We start from the raw sequence: 16,564 nt of genomic DNA on the forward strand, positions 1-16,564 counted from the left end.
CCTATATATTGAGGGGATACATTTTAAATATCTTCTTCATCTTGATTTATTTCTTCTTCTGTTCTCTCTAATTCAAAACTTTCAATAGCAGTAAAAACCTGTTGTACCGTTTTCGGATGTAGAATCCTACCTGAATGAAAAGGAATCACAACTCTCACATTTTCTCGAAAATAAATTCTGTGACTACCTTTACTTCTAATTTCAATAAAACCAGCATTTAATAGTAATTTTTCAGCTTCTTTGGCAGTTAGTCGTAGTAGTTTAGGCAACTTTTACCTCCAAAGTCATAGTTAATATTTCTTTGTGCTGAAGTGCTTGTTTCTCAAATTCTGATAATGTTTCTATATATAATTCAACTGCTTCCTTAATATTTGCCTGTACTGCTTCTAAGGAATCACCTTCAGATTGACATCCAGGAAGTTCAGGACAATAAGCATAATATCCATGTTCATCTTTTTCAATGACAATACTAACTTTATAGGACATAAGTAAGTTTTGTTTGTTGATTAATAATTGGCTATTATATCATATTTATTCATAAATAATAGTATAGATTCATCTCTATCTTGCAAAACTATAAAAATCCCATCCTGTACATCCTCAAATCCTGGATATCCTGATTCTGACAAAATAGCTAACTACTTAATATTCTCCAGTTGTGTTAACCTGCTCAAAAAAATGTTAATTCTATCAAAAAGGGGTATTCCAGATAAACACCCCATCAATAATTGTCTAATATTCCAACACCTTAAACTGTTTCTGCTGCTGCTTCCGCTTCCGGTTCTACATCTGGTAAACCATAAATAGAACGATAAAGTTTATCGTACTGTTTAGCAGATTCATACCAACTGAAGTTTTCACTCATCCCCCGTTTTTGTAATTCTTGCCATTGGGGTTTGAAACGGAAACCCTCCCAGGCGCGAATCATACAAGTAAAGAGATCCAGTGGTTCATAGCGGTCAAAGCAGTAACCTGTACCCGCTTCATTGGCTGGATCATAGTGGCTGACGGTATCAACTAATCCTCCGGTACGGCGGACAATAGGCACAGAACCGTAACGCAACGCCATCATTTGACTAATTCCGCAAGGTTCAAAGCGGCTAGGCATTAAAAAAGCATCTGTACCAGCGTAGATACGACGGGAGAGGGCATCATTGTACAGGAGATAGGTGGCCATCCGTCCGGGATAGCGGGATGCGAGTTGCCACATTTGGGTTTCATAATAGCGCTCGCCTGTTCCCAAAAGGACAAACTGAGCATCTGTATAAGCCATAAAACGGTCGAGAATTTGTAATACCAAATCAAGACCTTTTTGTTCTACCAACCTTGTCACCATGCCGATTAAAAAGGCATTAGAATTAACTTCTAAACCCACTTCTTCTTGCAGGGATATTTTGTTAGCTTTGCGTTGATCTAAGGTATCTATGGTAAAGGGTTGAGCAATGTATTTATCATTGGCGGGATCATAAATATCAGTATCTATACCGTTAATTATCCCTGATAACTTGCCACTAATAAAAGATAATAAACCTTCTATTTGTTCACCATAAGCAGGTGTTTTGATTTGTTCGGCATAGGTAGGAGAAACTGTATTTACCTTATCCGCAAACTGGACTGCGGCCGCCATTGTATTGTGTCCTTGCATATACCAGGGACACCAGGTAATTTTCTCTAAATACCAACGCCAAGGGCCTTGATAAGCGAGGTTATGAATAGTAAATACACTGGTGATATCTGGAGACTGATTTAACCATACGGGTAACATTCCTGTGTGCCAATCATGACAATGGACAATTTCTGGTTTCCAGTAGTTCCAGCAAAATTCCGCCGCCCCATTGGAAAATAAAGTGAATCTCCAATCTTCATCTTCTCCTCCATAAATTCGCCGGGGGAGAAAGACAGGATGTCCAAATAAATACAAGGGAACATCAGTTCCAGGTAGTACACCTTCGTAAACTGAAAACTCCTGAAACATCGCAGCACCCTTCCATATTGGGTCTTTGGGTACTTGCATTTTGTCGGAAACAAACCCATAGTAAGGCATGAAAATCCGTACATCATGTCCCATTTGTCTCAATACTTTGGGTAATGCACCTACAACATCTCCCATTCCGCCAACTTTGGCAATGGGAGCAGCTTCCGCCGCTACAAATAAAATTCTCATGGTAATTGGTAGATGGTAATTGGTAGATGGTAATTGGTGATTGGTGATTGGTGATTGGTGATTGGTGATCAAACTAAACTAAGTTTTCTTGCCTCTTGCCTCTCACCTGTAACCTATCACCTTATGATCCCCGTTGAATCTCGGTAAAGATTTTTTCTAATATTTCTGTAGCACCTTGTTGGCGTAGAATACTGGCTAGTTCTGCCCCTAATTTTTCAGCATTAGCGGCTGGACCGGTGACGCTATCTTTAACCAGTTGTTGACCATCAACGCTGGCAACAAGTCCTTTTAAGGTTAATTCATTACCATTAATTTCAGTGTTTACACCAATGGGAACTTGACAGCCACCTTCTAAAACTCGTAAAAATGATCTTTCTGCTAGACAGCGATCGCGTGTTGCTGGATGTTCAATAGCTTTGAGTAATTGAATTACTTCGGTGTCATCAGCACGGCATTCTATGCCCAAAGCACCTTGTCCCACGGCATGGAGAGAAATTTCTGGAGGTAAGATTTGATGGATGCGATCGCTCATTTCTAATCTTTCTAACCCAGCTACCGCTAAAATCAAAGCATCATACTCACCTGCATCGAGTTTAGCCATACGCGTGATTAAGTTTCCCCGCACGTCTTTAAATGTAAAGTGGGGGAATTTATGCCGTAATTGCGCTAGTCGTCGTAAAGAAGAAGTACCAATCACCGCACCTGCGGGTAAAGTCTCAAGTTGCTGACCTTTATACTTTTCATGTAGCACCACCGCATCTGCGGGGTTTTCCCGTTCTGTAATGGCTGCTAAAGTTAATCCTTCTGGTAAGTTAGTGGGTAGATCCTTGAGAGAATGCACAGCAAAATCAATCTCTTTATTGATCATGCCCAATTCCAATTCCTTGGTAAATAGTCCTTTATCGCCAATTTTGGCCAATGCCACATCCAGGATTTTATCCCCTTGGGTAGACATGGTATGGACTTCAAAAGTAATGTCGGGAAAGCTTTTCTGAAGTTGTGCTTGTACCCAGTAAGTTTGAACTAAAGCTAGTTGGCTTTTACGTGAACCAATACGAATAGTGCGCGGAGGGCTAGAAACTGAAGTCATAAAACTGTATGTCAAACCAGGCGATAAATTAACATTTATCTAGACTACCGCAGCAAGTGACCTACCGGACGGAATAACTCTCTTTACATTTCCCAGATTAGCACAGGTGACTGTTGTAGGGGCGAATGGCCGTTCGCCCCTACCTCCGTACATCCCTAACTTTTGGCAATACCTTCTTCCCGTGCGGCTTGTTGGACAGCAGTAGCTACAGCAGCAGCCACACGCTTATCAAAGACGGAAGGGATAATATGTTCCCGATTCAATTCAGAAGGCTTAACTAAAGAAGCGATCGCACTGGCAGCTTCCAAACACATATTAGTAGTAATCGTACTAGCCCGGCAATCTAAAGCCCCACGAAACACCCCAGGAAAAGCCAGGACGTTGTTGATTTGGTTGGGGTAGTCACTCCGACCTGTAGCCATGACAGCGACGTTACTAGGGGCTAATTCTGGTTGAATTTCGGGAATGGGATTAGCCATAGCAAAGACAATGGCATCTTTAGTCATTCCCTGTACCATTTCTGGTGTCAGAACTCCCGGCGCGCTCACACCGATGAAGACATCTGCACCTTGGACTGCATCGGCTAAAGTTCCTTGAGCTTTAACGGCAAATTCTAGTTTTTCTTCGGTCAAATCGCTGCGATTGGTAGAAATAATTCCCTTGGAGTCGCACATCAAAATGGTTTCTGCACCGGCTTTGCGGAGTAAACGAGCGATCGCTACTCCCGCCGCACCAGCGCCATTAATCACAATGCGGATATCTGCAATGGATTTTTGCACCAGTTTCAGGGCGTTAAATAATGCTGCTAAGGTAACAATAGCTGTTCCATGTTGGTCATCATGGAAAATGGGGATATTTAATTCTGCTCGCAGTCTTTGTTCAATTTCAAAACACCGAGGTGCAGCAATATCTTCTAAGTTGACACCACCAAAGACAGGGGCGATATTTTTCACAGCTTTGACAATTTCATCTGCATCTTGAGTGTCTAAACAGATAGGAAAAGCATCAAGTCCGGCAAATTCTTTAAATAACATGGCCTTACCTTCCATCACTGGTAAAGCTGCTGCTGGTCCGAGATTACCTAAACCCAAAACCGCACTACCATCTGTGACAATGGCCACGGTATTATTTTTGATAGTCAGATTATATACTTCTTCGGGATTTTGAGCGATCGCTTTACAAATTCTGCCCACTCCAGGAGTATAGGCCATGGCTAAATCAGAAACGCTTTTGAGAGCAATTCTACTGACTATACTAATTTTGCCACCCCGATGTAAATTAAACGTCCGATCATAAACATCCATTACCTTAATATCTGGTAATTCCTTGATCACTTGGACAATAGTTTCCGCGTGTTCCGTACTTGCGGCATCAACTGTAAGATCACGTATAGATTCTTGTCTTGTTTGTTCAATTAAATCAATTTGTCCCAGATTACCACCGGCAGTGGCGATCGCTTGGGTTACAGATGCTAACATCCCCACACGATTGGGAATTTGTAACCGCAAGGTAAGGCTAAAACTAGAATTAGGAGTAAGATTTGTCATAGTTTGATGTTAGGGAACAGGGAATATAGGGAATAGGCAAGAGGGAACAGGGAATATAGATTTTTCTTCCTCCTGACTCCTGTAGGGGGCGAACGGCCGTCCGCCCTTACTGAACTGAACGCTGACCTATCAAAAATCACATTTCTACAGATACCAGCACAACTGTAATATTATCGTGTCCCCCCTCTTCTCTAGCTGCTTCCACCAGTTTATGAGCAGCTTCTTCTAGGGAAGAGGCTTCTGTTATGTATTCGTAAATTTTCTGATCAATCAGTTCTTCTGTGAGTCCATCGCTACATAAAAGCAAGCGATCGCCATTTTGTAAATCTAGAGATTGAACATCAACCTGATTTAAATCTTCTCTACCTAAACAACTGGATAAAACATGACGATAGGGATGATTTCTGGCCTCATCAAGGGTCAGATCGCCCATTTTCAACGCTTTACCAATCCATGTATGATCGTCTGTAATTTGTTTTAATTCTGTTCCCCGTAGTCGGTAGATACGAGAATCACCAACGTGGCCACATACAGGAGACTCTGATGGACGGATGACCACCACTACGGCAGTTGTCCCCATATCTGCACGTTGAGGGTTATCTTTTTGGTCTTGAATAATAGCATTATTAGCCGTAGCTAAAGCTTGCTCTAAAAGTTGTAATGCCGATTGGGAGGACTGCCAATTTTGCTCTAAATAGACACGAATTTCTTGCGTAGCAATGCGACTGGCCTCTTCTCCTCCTGCATGACCACCCATGCCATCAGCGACTATAAAAAATCGCCCTGTGGGATCAATATAGTACGAATCCTGATTATAAGTACGAATAAGCCCCGGATCTGTACAACCGGTAGAGTCAAGTTTCATAGATTTTTCGTGAACAATTCATTAATAGTTGGGAGTTATAGTTACTAAAAATATAGGCACATATTTCTAGCTTTTTGACACTCTGCGTCCTAAATGAGCGCGGATTCTTGGTTCAATGAGTCCACTTAGTTTAGATTCCTTGCGGTGTCTAACAAGCGAGGTTTTTCTCTCCCCAAGCGTTACTTTCCCCCTGACTGGAGGTAGTTGCACCTTAGTTCTTACCTGAATGGGAGCATGGGAGCGATTATCCCTCAGTAAGCTGGCACATTAATTAGGTCATTACATTCGATCATAACGGTCAAGACGTAAAAGCAACCGAATCAGAATAAAGGAAACTGCTGCTGCCATTAAGCCAATAAAAACCGCTAACCATAAATGCTCATAAACGAACAGAATGGTAGCCGCAATAGTAAAACCGCTGATAATCATGGCATAGCTCATGCCCAGTTGAATATTACTCTGTCGCCGCATCAGACGTTCTGTTTCCACAGACCGCACTCGTAGACGAATATCACCACGTTCGATTTTATCGAGGGTATCTTCTAACCTCCGTGGTAATCCTAAAGCAGTGCTACTGACTTGGACTGCTTGACGACTTAATTCATTCAAGAAACTATTCCCCTCTGAACCATTGTTATCTGTCATAAGCTGCATTGCATAAGGCTGGGCAACTTCCATAAAGTTAAATTCTGGATCTAGACCTTTACCAACTCCTTCGAGGGTGGAAAAGGCACGCATGACAAAGGTAAAAGTTGCTGGAAATCTAAATGGTTGATTGTAGGCGAGTTCGTACAGATCGTCACTAATGGCCGCCACTGATTGGTTTTCAAAGGGCTTATCCATAAAGTTATCCAGCATGTACTGAACAGAACGACGGACTGGTCCCATGTCATCAACGGGAGCGATCGCGCCTAAATCAATTAGGGATTTTACCACGCGTTCGCCATCTTTTTGCGCGATGCCAAACAAAGTTTCCATTAGTCCTTCCCGGACGTTGGATTTAATTGTTCCCATCATCCCGAAATCGTAGAAAATCAAAGCCCCATCCGGACTAACTGCGAGATTTCCGGGGTGAGGATCAGCGTGGAAGAAGCCATTATTGAGTAATTGATGTAGGTAAGCTTGAGCGCCATAGCGAGCGATCGCTTTTCTATCTACACCAGCAGCCTCTAAGGCATCATACTGACTAACTTTAATACCAGGAACATATTCTAAAGTAATTACCCTAGTTGTAGCATAACGCCAATAGACTCTAGGAACTTTCACCCAGTCATAACTGCGAAAATTCCGGCGAAAAGTATCCGCATTACGACCTTCATTAAGATAATCAATTTCTTCCCAAAGAATGCGACAACACTCCTCATATATACCCATCCAATCCCTACCCCGCCCCCATTTGGGATGGTTTTGAAAGTACCGAGCAATACCTTTAAGAATGTGTAAATCAATCTCAAATAACTTCTTAAGTCCAGGACGTTGCACTTTCACAACAACTGACTCACCAGTATATAAAATAGCCTTATGTACTTGACCCAAACTAGCAGCCGCTAAAGGCACAGGTTCAAAATCTTGGAACAGTTCGGGAATTTTTTTACCTAATTCGTGTTCTACAATTCCTTCCACCTGTTCATAACTAAATGCTGGAACTCTATCTTGTAATTTAGATAACTCTTCTACATATTCACCAGGAAAAATATCAGCACGAGTAGAAAATAGTTGCCCGACCTTAATAAAAGTCGGTCCCAAATCTAAAAATGTGTTTCTAATCCAGATTGCTTGGGCTTTGCGTCTAGCGGCTTGTTTAGCTTCCGTGATACCGCCGGGGTAACTCCAAGCTTTATTATAACGCCAAATTCTGAACATCAAGGTCAAGACAAAAGACCAAATATCCACAAAGCGGCGTTTGCTAGAGTATTCTTCCCGATTCCAACGGTATGCTTTGTCTGAGTAACCTTGTTCCATATTTTTCTTATACCGTCGGCGTGTTCCAGATTCATCTTATTTAACGCAGGCAGGGGGCAGAGGGCAGGGGAACGGATCACAGGGGCAAGGGAGAATTATATTCTTCCTTCTTTCTTCTGAACTCCTGCCAATTACCCATTACCCATTAACTATTTTGCAGCATTGCGATGCTTCTGTAATTCACTTCTTAATAAGGCAATTTCTGCCCTCAATTCGTCAATTTCAGTCTGTAAATCTACCGAATCACCACTGGATGAACTACCATCTGTAGTCATTCCAGATCCAGAAGATTCCGCAGCCCGATTAGCTCGTGCGATCACTTCTTCAGTAAACTGGCGTAGCTGTTCTCTAGCTTCAGCATCAAATTTGCCCAGTTCACTCAAAGCATCAGTCAAGGCGACTTCTACACGCTCATTAATTACTTCAGCTACGGCTCTGCCTACGAAAAAGGCTTGCACAAGGGGATTACTCATAAATTTTTGTAAAGTTGCTCCGCAAAAAGATTATAACCTGCATTCCGTCTCTGGTGTTCATTATCATTCAGGAGTTTACTGATTGGTGACCGTTGACTGTTGACAGGAGGGGTCAATCAATTTTCGATTTTCTCTTTGATACTCCCTAACCCCCAATTCTGGGGGAATTAAGAATTTCAAAGTCATCCAAATTTGGGGGATTTAGGGGGCTAAATAGGGTTTACTGAAAAAGTTATCTGTGGAGGCTAGGGAACACTTCGACCCTTCGACTCGCTCAGGGCATCCCAGGGAACAGTTCCAGCTACCGTGATCCCCATAGATCAATTAATTCCAAATACTGTTCCAACAGTAGATTTAATGGAATTTCTGGCATCCTTTAAAGTCTGACTAATGGGATGCTTATATTGTAAAAATACCCTGGCACAATTGCGTCCTGGCATTCCTGAAATTGAACCACCGGGATGAGTCCCCGCACCTGTTAAAAAGAGATTGTCAATGGGAGTTTTATAGTTAGCTAACTCTGGCAAAGGTCGGAAAAATATCATTTGATCCATAGTCATATCAATATGATAATAATTTCCTTTGTATGCTCCCAATCTTTCGCCCAATTCTGCTGGACTTTCTACCCGTCTAGCGATAGTTGCTTTTTTCACATTTGGGGCATAGGTAGCTAGTTTATCGATTACTCGATCTGCTACTTTATTTTTTAGTTCATCTGTCCAACCTGTCCCTTTTAATCCTGTACCTGCTGCACCTGCAATTTGATAAGGAGCAAAAAATTCAATCCATAGAGTATGTTTTCCTGGTGGTGCTAAACTAGGATCAAGGGCACTAGGCATGACTATATACATAGATGGGTCAGAATCGGGAATTTCCCCTAATGTACATTTACTATGAGCTTGTTCCACGTGATTCATAGAATCAGCAATTAAAATTGAACCAATCAAATATTCATCTTTATGATCATGGTGAGAAAAATGCAGTGGTTCATCTAAGGCTAAATCTATTTTGAGGATAGTTTCATTGTTATTGATAATGCGCCGTTCTAATCTTTCCCATAAATCAGGATCAACCGCATCAATATCACTTTTTTCTGTCATTTGTAGAAATAATCTTTGGGCATCAATATTAGAAATTACTCCATGTTGAGCTAGATATTCTTTACCACCTTTTACCCTCACTCCTACGGCTTTACCATCGTCAATTAAAATTTTATCAACGTGCTGATCTGTGAGAATTACTCCACCTTTGCTATTAACTAATTTTACCAATGCTTGCACCAATGCACCCGTACCGCCGCGAGGTCTAGCCATACCAGGATGATGACGCATGGCCATCATCATGACACCAATAGCAAGATTTTTTTGAGAAGGTGGCGCACCTAATTCTGATGCTAATCTAGCTAGGGGTGCTTTGAGAAATTCTTCATCAAACCATTCATTGAGAATATCTTCAGCACTATTGAGCATTGTTCGCACAAAATCAAGACTTTTGGCTGGTGAACCAACTACAGAAAATAAATCTTTGATTTGTTGAATATTGAAATTACCAAAAATATCTATAATTGATTTTGGTGGAGCATTAAACATGGGAATCATGGCGTTAATTGCTCGTTGCCAATAATCTGTAAACTCCGCATATTTTTGAGCGTCTCTTTCACTATAACGAGCAATTTCTGCACAGGTTTTTTCTAGGGATTTATGAGCTAAAAAATATTTACCATCTGGATGGGGACAAAATACAACTGGGTCACATTCTAGATACTCTAAGCCATATTTTGTTAGCTCTAATTCTTCAATCACGGGACCCAAATGAATAAATTCATGATCAATGGCGCACAAGTTAAATTTAAAACCTGGTGCTTTTTCTGGAATACATTCTTCTGTTGTTGCTGCACCACCAGGAACAGGCCGTTTTTCTAGTAATAGGACACTATAACCCGCTTTGAGTAAATAAGCTGCACACACTAACCCGTTATGTCCTGCACCAATGATGATAATGTCATATTTTTCCATATTTTTTACTACCTAAAAATTTTGCCTTGTTTATATTATTATATTTAGAGCCAATAAAGCAATCCTATTTAAGAATCAGGATACAAAATAAATCAGAGTTTTCCAGTCATTATTGATAATTGAGAGAAAAATAGGTTTCTCTATATTATCGCTACCAACAAATATTCTGACTCCCGATTCCTGACTCCTAAATTCTTAACTTTAATTTAACCCCATAACTTGCCGATAATGAGGTGCTAAATTAGCTACATTGACGGATTCCTGTTGTGTTTCCCAGTGACTACGATTAAATAATTCTTGTTTCAATTCATCAATATTGATTGTGGTGATTTGTCCATTATTAATAATTTTTTTACCATTTACCCAAGCACTGTTAACAACATTGACAGGACGACCTAAAACTAATAGACCAATGGGATCTGTTCGTGGTAACAATGATAAATTATTCAGATCATACAGAACTAAATCGGCTTTTTTACCAACGGTGAGAGAACCAAGTTCATTTTCTAAATTTAAACCTTTTGCACCTCCTAAAGATGCCATTTCTATAGCTTGACGGGGTGTAATCCAATTTTGGTAATCTGGTTCTGTGACATTATGTAAAATCGAACCAATTTTAATGGCTTCTAATAGATCTTGGGAGTCATTACTAGAAGCACCATCACAACCAAAAGTTACATTAACTCCAGCTTGAAGATATTTGATAATGGGGGCAATTCCACTACCTAAACGGAGATTACTTAAAGGATTATGTACAACCGTAGATTGAGTTTGAGCAAGAATATTAATATCTGTTTCCTTTAACCATACACAATGGGCTAAAGTTGTATAATTGTTTAAAAAACCAATTTCTTGTAAATGTTGAACCGCACTACAACCATATTTTTCTTCAGCTAGTTTTTCCTGGGCTTTAGTTTCTAATAAATGGCTATGACGACAAAGATTGTACTTATTGCTTAATGCAATACAGCCTGTAAATAAATCATCGCTACATAACTGAATTCCCGTTGGGGCAACTAAAATATTTATTCCGGCTTCTGGATGATGAAATTGTTTAATTGCGGTTTCAATAATTGCTAATGTTTCGGATGTAGAACGAAAATAGGGTTCATGATTTAAGTCTATTTTGCCATTAGGGATACCCGCACTCAAAGATTCATCTTGAATTAAAGGGGCAATAAAAGCGCGAATTCCTATTTCTTGATAAGCGCGAACTGCGGTGGCAATAGTTTCTAATTCTTGTCCGGGAATTAATACTAAATGATCTACTACACTTGTTCCCCCAGAAAGTAAAGTTTCTACTGCTGTTCCCAAGGCACTGAGATAAACTTGTTCTGTATCTAAAGGAGTCAAATCATAGAGATGTGATAACCATAATTCTAGAGGTAAAGGAGGAATTGCTCCCCGTTGCCACATTTCCGAGGAATGGGTATGGGCATTGAAAAAACCGGGTAATAAAAGTTTATTTTCCCCATTAATTTCTGTACCAATTATCTCTAAATTAGGGGCAATAGCGGTGATTTGACCATTTACAACTTGTACATCTGTAGTTATGTAACTATCTGTAAAGTTAATTAAAGTGTTTTTAATTGTAAAGTTCATGATTTTAATGTTAATTAAGTAATTGATCTATTTACCTAATTTCAAGCTACAACGTAAACAACAATGTTGAGAATTAACATTTATGAATCTACCCCTCCGGAAATTAGGATTTCTCCCGAATAACTGGGAAGTAAATGAAACATTTGCAGATATTACCCGGCCGGCAAAAACTCCACAACCGGTTATTTTAGAAACAGAAACTAAAACCCTGCGTTGCGATTTATTCAAAGCTGCTATCATCGTCATTGATATGCAAAATGATTTTTGTCATCCTGATGGTTGGTTAGCACATATTGGTGTAGATGTTACCCCTGCCCGGCAACCTATTTTACCTTTACAACAATTATTACCACAACTTAGGGCGGCTGGTGTGCCTGTAATTTGGTTAAATTGGGCAAATCGTCCCGACTTGTTAAATATCAGTGCTGGGTTAATGCACGTATACAACCCCACAGGGGAAGGTGTGGGATTAGGTGATTCTTTGCCTAGTAACGGCGCTAAGGTATTGATGAAGGGAAGTTGGGCGGCGGCGGTAGTGGAAGAACTAGAACAGCTACCGGAAGACATCCAAGTTGATAAATATCGTATGAGTGGATTTTGGGATACACCCTTAGATAGTATTTTGCGAAATTTGGGTTTAACGACAATATTTTTTGCTGGGGTAAATGCTGACCAATGTGTTTTATCAACTTTGTGTGATGCCAATTTTTTAGGATATGACTGTATTTTAGTCAAAGATTGTACAGCCACAACTTCACCGGAATATTGTTGGTTAGCAACTTTATATAATGTGCAACAATGTTTCGGATTTGTTACAGATTCTGCGGCAATTTTAACCGCAATTAATAATTAGAGGAGAATTCAGGAGTCCTAGGGGCGGCGGTTCGCCCGTACAGGAGTCGGGAATTCAGGAGGAAGAATTAGAAGGAAGCAAGAATAGTCTCGAATACCAATTACCCATTACCCATTACCAATATGTACACTACTAGTTGTGTCATTCCCGTAATTAAATCTCCCAAAGATTATCAAGCATATCGGATTAGTCCCCATGACTCCAACCGATTAGCAATTATCTTTGATTCTACCAGCGCTAATACTTCCTTAACTTGTTGTGTAGAAATATTTGATGTGGGTGGACAAACACCACCAAACCGCCATCAATGGGCAGTAGAAATGTTTTTTATCCTCAAAGGCGAAGGGGTTGCCATTTGTGATGGGAAAAAAGTGGGCATCAAAGCCGGAGATAGTTTGTTAGTACCACCTACAGGAACGCATCTGATTAGAAATACTGGGGATTCTCGTCTTTACGCTTTAACAATTATGGTTCCCAATGAGGATTTTTCAGAACTAATTCGTAGTGGCATTCCTGTGGAATTAGATGCTGAAGATATGACTGTTTTGGGAAGACTAGATTCTTTTAAGTTACTGTAGTTTATGAAAAAATGGGTCGCCCGGGATTCGAACCCGGAACTAATCGGTTAAAAGCCGAGTACTCTACCGTTGAGTTAGCGACCCAATTGCGTTTTGCAACTTTATTACTATACCATCAACACCTGGGGTTTTGTCAAGAGGTTTTTAGAAAAAATTTGCTGTTAATTTCACAGACATTGTTTTCTTTGCTCCTGGCTCTAACACAGTTAGGTTTTCACTGGTGTTGAGAGAGTTGCGTCCAGCCGTCCAAGGTTCTAGACAATAGAAATCTTTGCCTTGCACAGTCCAAAAGACTAGCATAGCATAAATATCATCATAATCAAGAGTTAATTTCAATTTGCGGCTATGATCGATGGCGATCGCTGATGGACTGCGTAAATGTCCAAAGGCAAAATCTATCTCATCCCGGCTAAAATCAAAGTTACCATGGAAAGGGTGCATTTCCTTGGTTTGCTGGTCTAGATACTGTCCAGAAGGAATAACAAACTCTAATTGAGATTTATCACCACACTGAAAATAGGGATGAAACCCAGCCGAAAAGGGCAAAGGTATAGCAGATAGATTTTGATACTCTTGATCAATTATCAGCGAATTACCTTGGAGGGTATAGGTAAAATTTAGCTGAAAATCAAAAGGATAAACCGCGCGAGTTTGTTCATTACTTTTGAGTACAACAGTCAGACTAGCTTTATTCTCAGTCATAGGACTGGCGACATCCCAAGGTAAATCTCGCCCAAAACCATGCTGTTTGAGAGTATATTGTTGACCGTTATAAGTATATGTATTCTCAGGTAAGTTACCGCAAATAGGAAACAAAATCGGGACACCGCCGCGAATACTTAACTCTGGGTGAGTGAAACGTTCCTGGTCTAAATAGAGAATTTCCTCACCTTCAATTCGCCACTGGGTAATAATACCGCCCCTTTCTGGGACAACTTCTATTTGAGAATTAGCAGTGGTATCGGTGAGGATGTAGGTTTTGTATTGTTGCTGTTGGGTGTCAATGGTAAACATGATTTTTGGTGAATGGTGAATGGTGATTGGTGATTGGCGATTGGTAAAATTTACCTCTATCACCTGTCACCTGTCACCTGTTCCCTAGTTATTCGTCTTCAGCAAAGATGAAGCGATATAACTCGCTAGGATCTGGTTCAGGGCTGCTTTCGGCAAATTTAACGGCTTCGTCAATTACAGCCTGAATTTTATTTTCCACATCTTTAAGTTCTGCTTCCGTGGCTAAATCATGTTTTAGCAAATAAGCAGCTAACTTTTTAATCGGGTCACGAGCAAACCAAAATTCTTTTTCTTCCTTGCTGCGGAGTTCGTCTGGGTCAGCCAGAGAGTGACCCCGGAAGCGATAGGTCATGGCTTCAATTAAAGTTGGTCCTTCTCCAGCACGGGCGCGGGCTACGGCTTCTTGAGCGACTTGGCGGACAGCTAAAATGTCCATTCCGTCCACTTCTACACCCACCATGTTAAACACACTGGCTTTTTTGTATATCTCTGGTTGGGAAGTTGCCCGTTCATGAGCCATACCGATCGCCCACTTATTATTTTCTACCACAAACAGAATTGGCAGTTTCCATAAAGCCGCCATATTCAATGTCTCGAAAAATTGACCGTTGTTAGCAGCACCGTCACCAAAGAAACAAGCAGTCACTTGGTCGGAGCTATTATCTCCTAAGACTTCCCGACGGTATTTTGATTGAAATGCTGCACCAGCGGCCACGGGAATACCTTCGGCAACGAAAGCATAACCACCTAATAGACGATGTTCGGCAGAAAACATATGCATAGAACCACCGCGCCCCTTACTGCAACCTGTGGCTTTACCAAATAATTCTGCCATTACTTCCCGTGCGGGGACTCCTGCACTCAAAGCATGAACGTGATCCCGGTAGGTACTGGAAACAAAATCTTCCCCAGGGCGCATCGCTCCTTTGATAATGCCACTAGAAACTGCTTCCTGTCCGTTATATAGGTGGACAAAACCAAACATTTTTCCTCTATAGTACATTTCGGCGCATTTATCTTCAAAGAAACGCCCTAATGTCATATCTTCGTATAAGCCTAGTCCTTCTTCTTTGGTAATTTGGACTGTGGCAGTATTAAATGTGGGTAATGTGCGCTCTTGAACCATGCTTGTGAATTATTCCTATTCTATATAGTTAACGTTAGCTATAAATTAGCTCCGTTGACAAAACTCATTGATCAAACCTTATTTTATGCAGTTTTGATGCACCAAAACAGCAACAGAGGATTTCTATTGGTGGAAATGGCTGTTTCTTTTATAGGTTAGCAATCAAAGTTATTCCCTTTCTGCATAGCTATTAACAATTAACGTAATTTCATTGACGTAAGTTACCGATGAAAGAAGACAAGCAACGAACAACTGACTATTTACCTATCAGTTTCACCAGTCCAATGCCACCAAAGTATAGTCCTAGTACAGCACCAGCTAAAAGACTCTGGGTAAGAGGATCGGTGGATGGGGTGAGAACTGCTCCCAAAATTACTGCGGATATAATCACATAACGCCAACCTTTTAACATGATTTTTGAGGAGACAATCCCCAATATAGCCAGCAATATTTGTATGACTGGAACTTGAAATGCTATTCCTGTGGTGAATAACAATAATAAAACAAAATCAAAATACTTATCAATAGACCAAAGTTGTTCTACAACATCTGCACCATAGTTAATGAAGAATTGTAAAGCAGCAGGGATTAGTAATAGATATGCAAATACTAAGCCGACTATAAATAGGACACTTGACCCTAGAACTACGGGAATTACTAGCCGCCGTTCCCGCAGCGTCAGTCCGGGAAGTACAAACTGGATAATTTGATAAAGAATGAAGGGTGTGGACAGGATTAAACCGCTATAAGCGGCAACTTTCATGGAGACAAAGAAAAATTCTCCTGGAGCTAATTGTAGAAATTTCACGCCTTTGGCAGGAACTTCTAGTAACTTTACCAGGGGTTTAACCACAATAAAAGAACCGATAATACCTACTACTACCACAATGAGGGAATAGAAAATTCTTTGCCGCAACTCCTCCAGGTGGTCAAAAATGGACATTTCCACTTCTCCTGGTAATTCATCTAGGGGGTCAGTAGATGGTTCACTGTGTGTTTCTGGGTCTAAATTGGCGGAATTTATGGTGTCTACGTCTTGTGGAGGGGTCATGGGTAAGAAGGGTGGGAAACATTTGTGAGGCAATATTCGTTCACTATTTTATAGGGAATAGGCTAAAAAACCTTTGAGGTTCTAATTGATTGACATACTCACCGACCTAAAGGCGACTTACATAAATAATCTGTTGTAGGGTGCGTAAAACTGCATTAATCCTGCAAATAAACAGATTATTGATATCTGATGTGGTTGGTGAGCTTGTGGAACCACACCCTACC

The 16,564-nt window shown here is 40.6% G+C and carries 15 protein-coding genes and 1 tRNA gene; 2 read left to right on the top strand and 14 right to left on the bottom strand.

Features of this window, described 5'->3' with window-relative positions; translation table 11 throughout:
* Positions 1-23: 23 nt before the first annotated feature.
* The 10 genes from CUN59_RS19455 to CUN59_RS19500 all read right to left on the bottom strand — a co-directional run bounded on the left by CUN59_RS19455 (position 24) and on the right by CUN59_RS19500 (position 11,718).
* Complete coding sequence (locus tag CUN59_RS19455) at positions 24-269, bottom strand: type II toxin-antitoxin system HicA family toxin (RefSeq protein ID WP_104389386.1); 246 nt, start codon at positions 267-269, stop codon at positions 24-26.
* Positions 262-486 (bottom strand): type II toxin-antitoxin system HicB family antitoxin, encoded by a 225-nt coding sequence (locus CUN59_RS19460; protein ID WP_104389387.1) that lies wholly within the window; start codon positions 484-486, stop codon positions 262-264. The genes CUN59_RS19455 and CUN59_RS19460 overlap by 8 nt, the downstream gene beginning before the upstream one ends.
* Before the next feature lie 262 nt (positions 487-748).
* Positions 749-2,164: a glycogen synthase GlgA gene (gene glgA / locus CUN59_RS19465; RefSeq protein ID WP_104389408.1), complete on the bottom strand. Its 1,416-nt coding sequence runs from the start codon at positions 2,162-2,164 to the stop codon at positions 749-751.
* A gap of 121 nt (positions 2,165-2,285) precedes the next feature.
* Positions 2,286-3,254 carry a hydroxymethylbilane synthase gene (hemC, locus tag CUN59_RS19470; RefSeq protein WP_104389388.1) on the bottom strand — a complete coding sequence of 323 codons (969 nt, stop codon included), beginning with the start codon at positions 3,252-3,254 and terminating at the stop codon, positions 2,286-2,288.
* A 155-nt stretch (positions 3,255-3,409) separates the two neighbouring features.
* Positions 3,410-4,801 carry a malic enzyme-like NAD(P)-binding protein gene (locus tag CUN59_RS19475; protein WP_104389389.1) on the bottom strand — a complete coding sequence of 464 codons (1,392 nt, stop codon included), beginning with the start codon at positions 4,799-4,801 and terminating at the stop codon, positions 3,410-3,412.
* Between the two features lie 136 nt (positions 4,802-4,937).
* Positions 4,938-5,666: a Stp1/IreP family PP2C-type Ser/Thr phosphatase gene (locus CUN59_RS19480; protein ID WP_104389390.1), complete on the bottom strand. Its 729-nt coding sequence runs from the start codon at positions 5,664-5,666 to the stop codon at positions 4,938-4,940.
* A gap of 279 nt (positions 5,667-5,945) precedes the next feature.
* Positions 5,946-7,628, bottom strand: coding sequence for an ABC1 kinase family protein (locus CUN59_RS19485; RefSeq protein WP_104389391.1), 1,683 nt, complete (start codon positions 7,626-7,628; stop codon positions 5,946-5,948).
* Positions 7,629-7,777: 149 nt separating this feature from the next.
* Positions 7,778-8,101: a DUF6825 family protein gene (locus CUN59_RS19490; RefSeq protein WP_104389392.1), complete on the bottom strand. Its 324-nt coding sequence runs from the start codon at positions 8,099-8,101 to the stop codon at positions 7,778-7,780.
* A gap of 320 nt (positions 8,102-8,421) precedes the next feature.
* On the bottom strand, positions 8,422-10,116 hold the full coding sequence (crtO, locus tag CUN59_RS19495) for a beta-carotene ketolase CrtO (RefSeq protein WP_104389393.1): 1,695 nt from the start codon (positions 10,114-10,116) through the stop codon (positions 8,422-8,424).
* A 201-nt stretch (positions 10,117-10,317) separates the two neighbouring features.
* Positions 10,318-11,718 carry an amidohydrolase gene (locus CUN59_RS19500; protein ID WP_104389394.1) on the bottom strand — a complete coding sequence of 467 codons (1,401 nt, stop codon included), beginning with the start codon at positions 11,716-11,718 and terminating at the stop codon, positions 10,318-10,320.
* Between the two features lie 82 nt (positions 11,719-11,800).
* Here CUN59_RS19500 and CUN59_RS19505 point away from each other — a divergent pair, with 82 nt between their 5' ends.
* Both CUN59_RS19505 and CUN59_RS19510 read left to right on the top strand, forming a co-directional pair.
* A complete protein-coding gene (locus tag CUN59_RS19505; protein ID WP_104389395.1) occupies positions 11,801-12,571 on the top strand; it encodes a cysteine hydrolase family protein in 771 nt (256 codons plus the stop codon).
* A gap of 122 nt (positions 12,572-12,693) precedes the next feature.
* Positions 12,694-13,149, top strand: coding sequence for a cupin domain-containing protein (locus CUN59_RS19510; protein ID WP_104389396.1), 456 nt, complete (start codon positions 12,694-12,696; stop codon positions 13,147-13,149).
* A 12-nt stretch (positions 13,150-13,161) separates the two neighbouring features.
* On the opposite strand, the gene CUN59_RS19515 is transcribed toward CUN59_RS19510, so the two are convergent.
* The 4 genes from CUN59_RS19515 to tatC form a co-directional block, all read right to left on the bottom strand.
* Positions 13,162-13,233, bottom strand: a tRNA-Lys gene (locus CUN59_RS19515).
* A 60-nt stretch (positions 13,234-13,293) separates the two neighbouring features.
* A complete protein-coding gene (locus CUN59_RS19520; protein WP_104389409.1) occupies positions 13,294-14,163 on the bottom strand; it encodes an aldose epimerase family protein in 870 nt (289 codons plus the stop codon).
* Between the two features lie 88 nt (positions 14,164-14,251).
* Complete coding sequence (gene pdhA, locus CUN59_RS19525; protein WP_104389397.1) at positions 14,252-15,289, bottom strand: pyruvate dehydrogenase (acetyl-transferring) E1 component subunit alpha; 1,038 nt, start codon at positions 15,287-15,289, stop codon at positions 14,252-14,254.
* A gap of 256 nt (positions 15,290-15,545) precedes the next feature.
* Entirely contained in the window at positions 15,546-16,340 is a 795-nt protein-coding gene (gene tatC / locus CUN59_RS19530) for a twin-arginine translocase subunit TatC (RefSeq protein WP_104389398.1), read from the bottom strand.
* Positions 16,341-16,564: the final 224 nt, after the last annotated feature.

The organism is Cuspidothrix issatschenkoi CHARLIE-1, assembly GCF_002934005.1.
Classification (GTDB): Bacteria; Cyanobacteriota; Cyanobacteriia; order Cyanobacteriales; family Nostocaceae; genus Cuspidothrix; species Cuspidothrix issatschenkoi.

Bases quoted from the DNA above. Each gene is read 5' to 3' on its own strand.
- CUN59_RS19490 (WP_104389392.1), bottom strand. From the start codon at position 8,101: ATGAGTAATCCCCTTGTGCAAGCCTTTTTCGTAGGCAGAGCCGTAGCT.
- glgA (WP_104389408.1), bottom strand. From the start codon at position 2,164: ATGAGAATTTTATTTGTAGCGGCGGAAGCTGCTCCCATTGCCAAAGTT.
- CUN59_RS19500 (WP_104389394.1), bottom strand. From the start codon at position 11,718: ATGAACTTTACAATTAAAAACACTTTAATTAACTTTACAGATAGTTAC.
- tatC (WP_104389398.1), bottom strand. From the start codon at position 16,340: ATGACCCCTCCACAAGACGTAGACACCATAAATTCCGCCAATTTAGAC.
- CUN59_RS19505 (WP_104389395.1), top strand. From the start codon at position 11,801: ATGAATCTACCCCTCCGGAAATTAGGATTTCTCCCGAATAACTGGGAA.
- CUN59_RS19485 (WP_104389391.1), bottom strand. From the start codon at position 7,628: ATGGAACAAGGTTACTCAGACAAAGCATACCGTTGGAATCGGGAAGAA.
- CUN59_RS19520 (WP_104389409.1), bottom strand. From the start codon at position 14,163: ATGTTTACCATTGACACCCAACAGCAACAATACAAAACCTACATCCTC.
- crtO (WP_104389393.1), bottom strand. From the start codon at position 10,116: ATGGAAAAATATGACATTATCATCATTGGTGCAGGACATAACGGGTTA.
- CUN59_RS19510 (WP_104389396.1), top strand. From the start codon at position 12,694: ATGTACACTACTAGTTGTGTCATTCCCGTAATTAAATCTCCCAAAGAT.
- hemC (WP_104389388.1), bottom strand. From the start codon at position 3,254: ATGACTTCAGTTTCTAGCCCTCCGCGCACTATTCGTATTGGTTCACGT.
- CUN59_RS19475 (WP_104389389.1), bottom strand. From the start codon at position 4,801: ATGACAAATCTTACTCCTAATTCTAGTTTTAGCCTTACCTTGCGGTTA.
- pdhA (WP_104389397.1), bottom strand. From the start codon at position 15,289: ATGGTTCAAGAGCGCACATTACCCACATTTAATACTGCCACAGTCCAA.
- CUN59_RS19480 (WP_104389390.1), bottom strand. From the start codon at position 5,666: ATGAAACTTGACTCTACCGGTTGTACAGATCCGGGGCTTATTCGTACT.
- CUN59_RS19460 (WP_104389387.1), bottom strand. From the start codon at position 486: ATGTCCTATAAAGTTAGTATTGTCATTGAAAAAGATGAACATGGATAT.